Genomic DNA, 12,091 nt, shown 5'->3' on the forward strand with positions numbered 1-12,091 from the left:
TGACAAATTAGCCTAAAGAAAAAGGATGTGTAGTTCACCACCACTCACATCCCTTTAAGATAAAAAAGATGAATAATTAATCGTTAGTTAACGCTTTTGTGCCAATATAAAGCGCCTCACACCAAGAGATATAATCATGCCCGCTCGCCATCTCTAGCGATTGCACAGGATAGCCCCTTTGCTGTAAAACCTGCTTTAACTGGCGATTATTATTTAATATTCCTCCAGCGCCTTCGCGAGACTCAAATAACCCAGCTTCTAAGAAAAACTGTAATGGTTTTTTATCCGCCTGTTGATATTGGCGAATTAACCACTCTGGGGCTTCGTTTTCTGGCGCCCACCAATAAGAGCCGGACATACTAAGCACTTTCCCAAAGCGATCAGGACGGTTAAATGCCACCCATGCAGAGGCCAATCCCCCATAGCTTGAGCCTGAGACTATAGTTTCCTTAGCGGCTACTTGCAGGCCTTTCTCTTGCTCTAACCAAACCAAAAGTTCATCCGCTAAAAAGCGGTGAAAATCAGGATTAGGTGGTAATTCAACACTACGACGATCACTATCAATACTATCGACAAATAAGATAGCAATAGGAGGTAATTTCCCCTCTTCAATCAACTTATCAAAAAACCGGTCTATGCCATATTGTTGGCGATAAATTTGTCCATCAAATAGCACCAATAGTCGCGGTGTCGTCATTTTCTGTGCGGGTAAATAAAGCGCAATCTCTCGATCATTATTTAAAATTTCACTATGAAAACGACTGATTGATGTATTGCCATTCATTGTCCTATCTAAGATATCTGGCAACTGGCATTCACGGGGATAATCAAGTGACAGCAATGAAAAGTAATTATAACGATCGTCCGCTTTACTTGGTGAAGGGTGAAGATTAAAAGGATCGGCCTGTGCCGTCGTTAAAATAGCACGGCGCTGCTGTGCAGCTGTTGCATTTTCAATGACTGGCACATCTGGTGCTAATTTATATTGCATTAATGTATCGTTAGGCACGATATAGCTACGATACCAAATATCACTATTGGCTAAACGTGTTAACGGATCATGATCACCTGCAGGCGATCCCAATAGATATACATTAGATTGCGCACCTTGCCATAAAAAAGTCACACGCTTGTTATGATTATCGTAAGGTTCAACAAGGGGAGTTCCCTCTTGCTGTATCTGTTGCCAGAATAACTGTATATTGCTGGTGGTGAGATCTTGTGCCAGCATTTGCAATCTAGGGCTAGTTAATGCTATACCCGCATCTTTATCTAAAGGCTGATAAGGGTATGTTTTCAGTGTGATATGCCACTGTACCCCAACTTCTCCTTGGGCAATAAACTGATAATTTGCCGTTTCAGGTAATAGGAAGCGTATCTTTTGTTGTTGTCCATCAACGGGCACATCTTTTAATAAGCGACGAATATGAGTGCCATCTTGGTTTGCTAATTGCAGATTTTGTATACCTTTAACATCTAACTCAGCATAGCGCTGGCTCTGTAAATGTGTAGTAAAACAGAGTGCCTTATCGTGATTAAATTGGCCTGATATTTCTTTATTTTCTGTTATTGATAAGCAATTGGCGAAACTAGAAAAAGAGGCCATCAATGCGCAGATCATTAGAGGAGTTCTCACTGTATTTTCTCATTATAATTTAGGTAAGAACTTATAGTAATGATAATTGTTATCAATTCAATAAGGATTTATTGGTGTATGAATTTGATCACTTAGAATAATAAAAAAACTCCACAATCTTTTGGTTTTCTTGTGGAGTTTTAGTAGCAAAATAATATTCAAAGGGTCTATCAACGCTCTTCTAATGGATAACTACGGAAGCTCCATAATCCTAATGCTTTTAAGCCATCGCGATAAATACCTTGTAAATCAGATTTTGATGTTTTTTGTAATTCAGCTAATGGCTTATCGGGGGCTACAACCGTTAAATAGGTGATATCACTGGGGCCACTTTGCCAACTCGCAACCGTAAAAATAGCATCAGCACGACGAACATGACTACCAGAGCTAATAATCACCGCTGTTTTAATTCGGTGTTTAGTTAATGCATAACGGCTAAATAACGCATTCTCCACCGTTGAGCGCGCATAATTGTCTTGGAAAATTCGCTCTGCGGGAATACCTTTTTTAACTAACCAATCCGCCATTAATTTACCTTCAGTTTGATGTGCTTTCGGCACACCACCTGTCACAACAATCATTGCATCAGGTAACTGTTTTGCGACTTCAAGGGTTTTATTTAAACGATCAATCAAGATCTGATTCATCGTACCATCTGGATTAAGTGCATAACCCAATGTCACAATGGCATTATTTCCTTTTGTTTTATTTAGCGTTGCCAAATCTGCTGGCGTTAACTTATCACTTAATGGCATTTTGCTTACACGATCAATTTGAGCAAAAAAGCGGCTTAGCTCTTCAGCTTTTGCCGGATTAAGGGATTTTAACTTGTTAAAATAGGCTTCACTTTCTTTATCTTTACCTTCAAAACGCGTCCAAGAAGTCACATAAATTAATGCATCAATATCATCCGGTGCGGCTTCTAAAATTTGTTTATAAATCGTTACCGCACGCTCAATTTGATTGTTATAGACATAAGCACTGGCGGCACTAAATAGTAAATCTAAGCGATAAGGCTCTAATTTATAAGCTTGTTGTAGCTTTTGTGCTACGACTTCCATATTAGAAGGTAGTTTTCCCGTAAATCCAGCGTCAGAAACACGCGCTGGCGATTTAAATGCCTCTAATGCATCTTGGATCAACATATCCACCGTTTGGCGCTGAGAAATATATTGCTGATAGCTATTATCGGGTTGATGGACTTTTTGATAAGCCAATGCAGAAGAGGAAGCCGTAAAGCCTAAAGCAGCAATGGCTAATGAAATAACTGTTTTTTTGATCTGAAGTGAAATACGGGAAGGTTGCGCCATTATCTTGTCCTTTTGCGAAAATAAATCTGTTTCTTCAATTGGTTAAGCTTATGAAGACAAAGTGTGTGACTCCTCACACTTAAGAGAAAAAGAAATACACACCGATATATCTATACCTAACTTTTATCATAGAGATCTACCATTAATTTGCAGTAATCATTTTCACTAATTTGAAAAAAATAGCATTATTATGCTAATCGCTTAATGAACAGCCGTTTTTATCCATACTTTAGGTTTAAACAAAAATTTCATTCTTATTGTGACTATATAGCTAGCTATAAATAAAAAACGCCAATTAATGGCGTTTTTAAAAATACTTATTCGATATGCTTTGATTGCATCATCAGCAATTCCCTGACTAATTCGACACAACGAAGAAAGCGCTCATCATAATCAGGAGGATCTACTTTGACATATTCAATATTGTTTTTATCTAACATCTCTATCAACAATGTTTGAAAACGACGGCGCTCTTTATCACTCCCTAAACTACGTAAACCATCGGCAACCCATGGCGTATTGTTCTCTAGCAGAATAACTAAATCAAAACGATATTCATCAATCAATGCCTGTACAAAAGGATGTTCTTTTCCTTCATAACGTAAACAAAAAGCCTGTGTTGTTACAAAATCAGTATCGATAAATGCAACTTTATTAGCATATTTAACTGCAAAATCAATATATTGGGCATGACCTAAAGCGATTTTATCATAATCAGAGTACTGCAATGCCATTTCGTCTCCTCCTAAATGAGAGAAGACATAATCACGGCCATATTCCCACGCACTGGTTGTATTAAAAATATTGGCAAGCTTATTTACTAAGGTCGATTTGCCACTCGATTCACCACCTAATATAGCCACTGTACGCACGAAAAAAGGTTTTACTTCGGTAGGAATATATTCCCAATATTTAAATGGCGCTTGACGGATTTGACTACCGCTAATATTCATAAACGAGCGCTCAGGATCGACCAGTACCGTTTCAATACCTAAAAATGCTTCATATTGACTGGCGTCCCCTCGTTCACTGGTATAGATAAAATCCGGCGCGATCTGTTTTTCTTGTAGAAAGGCTTTGATACCCTCACTCCACATTTCCCAACCATGAGGTTGAGGCTCTATACCATGTTCATTAAACTCATGAATACGAATATTTTTCTGATACTTAAAAGTTTGTAATAACCAGCGCAACCTATCACTTACCGTCGGCTGTTGTGACATCGCACTATTGATAAATAGCTCTTTATCACGAGGTTCGTCATGACATAAAATGACATGCAATTCATCGACTTGACTACAAGCTCGTTGAATTAAATAAATATGCCCAGTATGAAGAGGATAGAATTTACCAAAAATCACCCCAATGGTTTTCTGTTGTAATGGATATTCTAATCCCAAAAATTGGTGTAATGCGGACATTTTTTGTGCACTGGGGCTTTTGATTTTGTTATTAATAAGCTGGCTAAGATAGCCCTTTGTCATCTGACTTTCATCGGCAACTTGCTGTAAGGTATAGCCATTCTTTTTTATTGCCTGTTTGATATAATCAAAAGATCCCATGATTTACTCCTTTAGAAGTCGTCCAAATCATCAAGTACAGATAACGCATCTGATAGTTTCTTCACTCCATACACTTTCATATCAGGTGGATTTTTCTTTGGCATATTCGCATTAGGCACAATAGCACGTTTAAAACCGTGTTTTGCTGCTTCTGCAATTCGCTCTTGTCCACTTGGTACAGGACGAATTTCTCCCGCGAGTCCTACCTCACCAAAAATAACTAAATCACGCGGTAAAGGACGATTACGAAAACTCGATACTAATGATAGTAATAAAGCTAAATCTGCACTAGTTTCGGTTACTTTGACACCGCCAACGACATTAACAAAGACATCTTGATCAGACATCTGTAAACCACCATGACGATGCAAAACCGCTAATAATATTGCTAAGCGATTTTGCTCTAATCCCACCGCAACACGGCGAGGATTTGATAACATAGAGTGGTCGACCAATGCTTGGATCTCCACCAGTAATGGCCGCGTTCCTTCCCAAACCACCATAACAGAACTGCCTGAAGTCACCTCATCACCACGACTTAAAAAGATAGCCGATGGATTACTCACTTCGCGTAAACCTTGTTCCGTCATGGCAAAAACACCTAACTCATTCACCGCACCAAAGCGGTTTTTATGACTACGCAATGTTCTAAAACGTGAGTCCGTTTCACCATCAAGCATCACTGAGCAGTCAATACAGTGTTCTAATACTTTAGGTCCCGCTAATGTGCCATCTTTGGTGACATGACCCACCATAATAATGGCAATATCATTCGTTTTAGCAAAACGAGTCAGATAAGCAGCTGTCTCTCGTACCTGTGCCACACTGCCCGGGGAAGATTGAATATCGGCCATATGCATTACTTGGATCGAGTCAATGACCATTAATTTAGGTTGCTCTTGAGCAGCAATTAAACAAATTTGTTCAATACTGGTTTCTGACAACATATTCAATTCGGTTGTCGGTAAGCCTAAGCGGTGCGCCCGCATGGCAACCTGCTGTAATGACTCTTCTCCCGTGACATACAAGGTTTTCATTTCAGCGGCTAAACGACACATGGTCTGCAGTAATAGTGTACTTTTACCTGCCCCCGGATTTCCGCCAATTAAAATGGCACTTCCCGGCACAACCCCTCCGCCTAACACACGATCAAATTCTTTAAATCCAGTAGAAAAGCGAGGTAATGCTTCAAGGCTAATTTCAGAGAGCTTTTGAACACGGCTTATTCCTTTCGCATCTCCGGCAAAACCGCTAAAACGATCGTTACGGGCAGAAGGTGTCGCCGCAAGGCGCACTTCCGTAATGGTATTCCACGCATGACACGCAGAACATTGTCCTTGCCAACGCGGGTAATCGGCACCACATTCATTACATACAAAGGCTCTTTTGGCTGCTTTTGCCACACTGCTCTCCCCGTTATTTTCTTGACTGAAAACTTATCGTTCTTCGTGCTTTAATCCTGCACTTAAAATACACATCACACCCATTAAATCAGCATGACGAATAGCTACTTTGGCTTGTGCATATACTTTAGGTTTGGCATGGTAGGCAATACCTAAACCCGCCTTTCTAAGCATTTTAAGATCGTTTGCGCCATCACCTATCGCAATGGTTTGTTCCAGCGGTATATCTAAATCTTTAGCTAAGCGTGTAAGCACTTGCGCTTTATATTTAGCATCAACAATAGGGCCTTTGACTTTGCCCGTTAATTTACCATCTTTAATTTCTAGCTGATTAGCAACCGCTGCAACTAAACGTAATCGCTGTTTTAGGTTATCAGCAAAATAAGTAAATCCCCCTGATGCAATCGCAATTTGCCAATCCATTGCCTGAAGCTTACGCACTAAACTTGTTAACCCGGGCATCAGAGGTAAATTATCCATTACTTTTTGTAAAATATTCGCATCAGCTCCCGCTAATTGTGCAACACGCAATTTTAGGCTTTCACTAAAATCCATTTCACCTTGCATCGCTTGCTCCGTTATCTCGGCCACTTTATCACCGACACCGGCCAGTTTAGCGATTTCATCAATACACTCAATTTGAATAGCCGTGGAATCCATATCCATCACTAAAAGTCCCGGAGAGCGTAAACGTGGGATCTGCCCAAAGGGTACAACATCTAAACCACATTCATCAGATAACCGACGAATACGACGGGTTAAACTTCCCGCAATACGTACCACTTGGTAATCATCAATACGCCATGAAGAAACCACCACAATAGCCACACCTAATTTATGCTGGAACTCACTTATTCTTTTTTTATCAAGTTCTCGTCCATAAAGTAACCATCCGCTATCGCCTGCACGATAATCCAGTGGCATCACTTCTTCACCACTGAGTGATAGCGGTAGACCTGGCCATTTACGGATCTCATCCGGTAAATAGCAATAGGTCAGACTATTTGACATACTTATTCTCCTGTTTTCCCCTGTCTGAACAAAATAATTGTTATTCAGCCTATTCTATCTGTGACTCATCTGGCAACATGCACATACTTGCTTACGCAAAAGGTTGAACATGCTTAAAGATAAACTAAAATTCAAACTACAAAAAACAGCGATTATACTGATTTGTATCGCATTATTGGCTTTTTTGATGCAAGGCGCCTCTTATTTTAGCCGTGCAAATCAGCACGCCCGTATCACCCAGTTTGAAGAGCTTGCCAAAACACTGGCAGAACAAGTTGCCTTCTCATTATCCAATTATATGGATGACAGTAGCAAAGATAACGTAAATCCACACATTATAGCTAATTTAAATCATCTAACTCACGATAGTCGGGTACTGGATGCAAGTCTTTATTGGCAAGATGGCACACAAATAGCGCATAGTGGTGAAAATGTGACGGTAAAAGAGCGATTGGCCTTAGAAGGACAAAAAAGTGGCGGTTCTTTTAATCATCAGCTGGTGGTGCCTATCCCTGGTCAAGATCAGCCAAAGGGTTTTCTAAGATTGACGTTAGATACACACCAACTTGTCACAGAATCTGGCCAAGTCGATAACACCACTAATTTATTGCGTGTGATGCTATTGGTTGCTCTGGCGATTGGTTTTTTACTGTCCCACAGCTTATTGCAATTAACACCAGTGCATTGGCAGCAATCGCCCTATTTATTAACCGCAAGTTTACCCACTCGTCATGAAAAAGAAGATGATGAACAAAAAAGTGATCAGCAAGAAGAAACAGAAAATAGATCTGAAGTTAAATAACACTGCCACAAATTAACATAATAAGGTGAGTCATTAGTACTCACCTTCATTTCTTTATTTCTATATTTCTATATTTCTATATTTCTATCTAAAATAGGTCAAATTATTTTAGATATATCTAATTTATACGTATTTTCGTGCTATTCCCTTAAACTTTGAATGGGCTTTGTTTAAAATCACAGTAAATCTCAGTCAATTTATTAACCTAATGCGATAAATAAATCTTACATCTTTCTTTTGCTCTTGAGTTGCTGAGGTGGTTATGACTGAACAATCTGTTATCCAACGTTGTCAACAAATCGTAGAAAATCCAACCCTTTCCCCCGAACAAAAACGTCATTTTCTAGCATTAGAAGCGGAAAATATGTTGCCATACCCGACATTATCTAACGAGGCGAGCCTTGCGCTAAATGAACGGGTTATCTGCGATATGTATGAAGGTCATGCCCCTTATAAACCACGTTATGTATTACCTGATTACGCGAAATTCTTAGCACAAGGCTCGCGCTATTTAGAGCTTGAACCTGCCCAAGATTTTGATGATGCGCTAAATATGCTGACTATCCTTTATCATCATGTTCCTTCAGTCACTTCAATGCCGGTTTATTTAGGTCGTATTGATAAAATCTTACTACCTTATGTGGGGAATTTGACGCAAGAGCAACTCTATCCAAAATTAAAGCGTTTCTGGCGCTATCTTGATAGAACCCTTCCTGATGCCTTTATGCACGCTAATATTGGCCCTGAAGACTCTATCATTACACGTTTAATTCTTAAGGTAGATGTTGAACTTCAACAAGTAGCCCCGAATCTCACCTTTATTTATGACGCGGCACTAACACCTTCTGATTTATTGCACCAAGCAATCACCAATATTTGTCATAGTAGTAAACCCCATATTGCTAACGGTACATTGCAAGATGCTGTATTTGGTAAAGATGAATACGGTATTGTTAGTTGTTATAACTCTCTACCGCAAAGTGGTGGCGGTAGCACTTTAGTTCGTATCAATCTCAAAGAAGTAGCAAAGCGCAGCCAAAATAGTGCCGACTTTCTAGAGAATGTATTGCCGTTTTACATGCAAAAACAAATCGAGATCATCAATGCTCGTTGCGAATTCCTCTATGAAAAATCAAACTTTTTTCAACAAAGCTTTTTAGTAGAAGAAGGTTTGATCTCACCCGATCGTTTTGCCCCGATGTTTGGCATTTATGGTATGGCTGAAGCAGTTTCTCTATTACTTGAAAAAGAAGGTCATACAGCAAACTATGGTCATAGCGAAGCGGCCAATAAACTTAGCTATATTATTAGTGAAAAACTGGCCCAATTTGTTGCACAGACTCCTGTAAAATATGGTTGGAAACAGCGTGCCATGTTACATGCTCAATCAGGCATAAGTTCTGATATTGGTACTACACCGGCGACCCGAATTCCTTATGGAACAGAGCCTGATCCTGTTACTCATTTAATGACCGTTGCCCCCCACCATCAATTTTATACTTCAGGTATTAGTGATATTTTAACCGTGGATGAAACTATCAAACAAAATCCTGATGCCTTAATGCAACTGTGCTTAGGGGCGTTTTCTTGCGGATTACGTGAATTTACCGCTAATGTGGGTGGCAATGATTTAGTCCGTGTCACTGGCTATATGGTGCGGTTATCTGATTTAAAAAAATATAAAGAAGAAGGCTCTCGCCTAAATACAACTTGGTTAGGAGATGAAGCAACAACCAATTGCCATATTGCTGAACGAAAACCACGAGTGATTAGCCATGAACAGCAGATGCGCTTCGATAAATAAAATACTGCCTTTTTCTTGTGTTGATGGCCCAGGCAATCGCCTCGCCATCTTCCTACAAGGATGTAATTTACGCTGTAAGAACTGTCACAATCCCTACACTATGGGGATTTGTGATAACTGCGGGGATTGCATTGCCACTTGCCCTCAGCAAGCTCTCTCGTTGCAAAACGGAGTAGTAAGTTGGAACTCTCACCGTTGTGAGCAATGTGATACTTGTATTCAGCAATGTCCTCGCCAATCAAGCCCTATGACATTGACCTATACGGTTGATGAACTAATTGCAATTACGCGTAAATATGCAGCCTTTATCAATGGGGTAACCGTAAGTGGCGGGGAATCTACGTTACAACTTCCATTTTTAATTGATTATTTTAAAGCAATCAAAGCAGCCCCTGATCTTCGACATCTTACCTGTTTAATTGACAGTAATGGCACTCTTTCACTTAATGGTTGGCAAAAAATCGCCCCCTTTATGGATGGAGCGATGATTGATTTAAAAAGTTGGAGTGAAGAAACACATATTTATTTAACCGGACGTAGTAATCAACGTATTAAAAAATCAATCAAATGGTTAAGTGAGCATAATTTACTTGCAGAATTACGCCTTTTATATATTCCAGAAAAAACCGATTATTTAGAGAATATAGAACCGCTTTCCCAGTTTATTAATTCACTTGATGAATCCATTCCAATTCGTATTAATGCGTTTCATCAGCATGGCGTATATGGTGAAGCGAAGAATTGGCGATCCGCAAATAAAGAACAAATCATAAATCTACAAAATGAATTAATACTTAGAAAAGTAAATTTAATTAAAATACCAAATATATATACATAATAATTTCTTACTCATTATTGTATATTAAATTCATTTCATTTTATTCAATTGACTTTAATTAATACAGAGGTTAACCTCCAGTTAAAATCTTATTTTTGGTATATAAAATGAAAATGAAAAATAAATCAATATTATATATATTGTGTCCTCTCTATATATGGCCTATTAATTGCTACAGCAATTATAATATAAATGATATGGGAGACTCAATTTATAACCCTTTTAGTATTGCAAATAATGCAAGTCAATATTATGAATTCAATCATAATAGATATGAATACATTAAACATCTCCACGGCCGTGTCTTAGATAAGCATAGTTACAACCAACAGTTAATGACGCCGTTTGGAAGCACTTACATATATGCAACAATAAGTGATGATACACTTTCATTATATAATCGTATAGCTGATGAAGGTGAACGTAATATTCAAAAAAAGATACCTAATTATAATGTTAGAGAAACCGTTTATTTCTCAGAAGAACTCTTACCAAATGAATTATTTATTAGTATAGATGGCGGAAAGACCATAAAAAAAATAAATAAAGAAAATAATCCGCAATTAGATCTTCTTTACCTTTCCCATATTTCAAAAAATAGTAAAACTGTTGTTGGGTATGCCTTTGCAGGTGCTAGAGCCAGATTAGAGCAGATGGTTAAAAATAATAGTATTTTTGAAGATACTATCGGTTGTGGTACATACAATGGATGTTATGTATTTGCCTATAACGTATATAACAATACATTTTCTATTTTAGATAGAAATATGGAGATTAGATATTTAACGAAAGATGGTAATTTTATTTTATATGAATACAAAGGTGATGAGAGAAAGAAGCTATATATTTATGATATCTATAAAAAAGAAAACTTCGAATTAACATTCGATAACGTTAATAAGTATTTAGCTAATCATCTAGAAAAAGCAATTTTACTTTCACCAATTACTGAATATCCTTTCTTAAAGGGAATAAAAAGAAGAGGTGTTGATATTCAAAAAATCAGTGATAATGGTCAAGTCTTTATTGGCCAGCTAAACCGAGATTTGCCTAAAAAGAAATTACTGGATAGAGAATATCCTAAAGTTGCCTTTATCACAACAGCATCAGGCCCTATACGAGAACTTAGTCTCTCTGAATTTGGATCGACAAAACTTGCAGATACCTCAGCAGATGGGAACTATAGTGTTGGCTGGGGAGATGTTTGGCATAATAATTATGCAATTAGGTTACCTACTAGAACAAAAACTTCTTCAGCAATTTTTAGTCAAGCACTACTCTATGACTTCTCTAATGATAAACTCATCAATATTGGTAACCTTTCTACAAAAAAAGAAGAATCGGAATTTAGAAATGCTAGAGCACTTGATATTACTGCTGATGGTAAATATGTTGTAGGGTGGTCTGAAACTGATGAGTATAACTTAAAAACCATTCCAAAAGATCTAACAGGCACTGGTCCTCATGCCTTTATCATGTTTCATCGTCATGGTTTTATTTATTTCAATAATCATATGTATGACTTAGGAACACTTGACGGGGGAAAAGATTCAGAAGCACATGCCATCTCAGATGATGGAAGAATCATTTATGGTGTAGCCACTAATGAACGTAATAACTGGCGTCAAGTTATTTGGAGAAATGATGAAATCGATGATAAATATTTCAATACTGAACAACAAGAAATTGCAGATGAAAAAGATAAGCAAGCTGAGCAAGAAAAGG

The 12,091-nt window shown here is 38.2% G+C and carries 9 protein-coding genes; 4 read left to right on the top strand and 5 right to left on the bottom strand.

Annotated elements, in window-relative coordinates:
• Positions 1-76 precede the first annotated feature (76 nt).
• From HMPREF0693_RS11880 to serB, 5 genes are all read right to left on the bottom strand, one after another.
• A complete protein-coding gene (locus HMPREF0693_RS11880; protein WP_223293372.1) occupies positions 77-1,636 on the bottom strand; it encodes an alpha/beta hydrolase-fold protein in 1,560 nt (519 codons plus the stop codon).
• 170 nt (positions 1,637-1,806) lie between these two features.
• Complete coding sequence (locus tag HMPREF0693_RS11885) at positions 1,807-2,946, bottom strand: YdcF family protein (RefSeq protein ID WP_004245665.1); 1,140 nt, start codon at positions 2,944-2,946, stop codon at positions 1,807-1,809.
• A 317-nt stretch (positions 2,947-3,263) separates the two neighbouring features.
• Positions 3,264-4,508, bottom strand: coding sequence for a multifunctional transcriptional regulator/nicotinamide-nucleotide adenylyltransferase/ribosylnicotinamide kinase NadR (nadR, locus tag HMPREF0693_RS11890; protein WP_004245666.1), 1,245 nt, complete (start codon positions 4,506-4,508; stop codon positions 3,264-3,266).
• Positions 4,509-4,519: 11 nt separating this feature from the next.
• Positions 4,520-5,911, bottom strand: a complete 1,392-nt coding sequence (radA, locus tag HMPREF0693_RS11895; protein ID WP_004245667.1) for a DNA repair protein RadA — start codon at positions 5,909-5,911, stop codon at positions 4,520-4,522.
• A 33-nt stretch (positions 5,912-5,944) separates the two neighbouring features.
• Positions 5,945-6,922 (bottom strand): phosphoserine phosphatase, encoded by a 978-nt coding sequence (gene serB, locus HMPREF0693_RS11900; RefSeq protein WP_004245668.1) that lies wholly within the window; start codon positions 6,920-6,922, stop codon positions 5,945-5,947.
• Between the two features lie 109 nt (positions 6,923-7,031).
• On the opposite strand from serB, the gene HMPREF0693_RS11905 reads away from it, so the two are divergent.
• The 4 genes from HMPREF0693_RS11905 to HMPREF0693_RS19165 form a co-directional block, all read left to right on the top strand.
• Complete coding sequence (locus HMPREF0693_RS11905; RefSeq protein ID WP_004245669.1) at positions 7,032-7,724, top strand: YtjB family periplasmic protein; 693 nt, start codon at positions 7,032-7,034, stop codon at positions 7,722-7,724.
• Between the two features lie 262 nt (positions 7,725-7,986).
• Entirely contained in the window at positions 7,987-9,528 is a 1,542-nt protein-coding gene (locus tag HMPREF0693_RS11910; RefSeq protein WP_004245670.1) for a YjjI family glycine radical enzyme, read from the top strand.
• Positions 9,500-10,366: a YjjW family glycine radical enzyme activase gene (locus HMPREF0693_RS11915; protein ID WP_036932445.1), complete on the top strand. Its 867-nt coding sequence runs from the start codon at positions 9,500-9,502 to the stop codon at positions 10,364-10,366. Before HMPREF0693_RS11910 ends, HMPREF0693_RS11915 begins: the two co-directional genes overlap by 29 nt.
• Positions 10,367-10,473: 107 nt before the next feature.
• Positions 10,474-12,091 (top strand): hypothetical protein (locus HMPREF0693_RS19165; RefSeq protein WP_004245673.1); only part of this gene is annotated, 1,618 nt, incomplete at its 3' end.

Source organism: Proteus mirabilis ATCC 29906 (assembly GCF_000160755.1).
Taxonomy (GTDB): Bacteria; Pseudomonadota; Gammaproteobacteria; order Enterobacterales; family Enterobacteriaceae; genus Proteus; species Proteus mirabilis.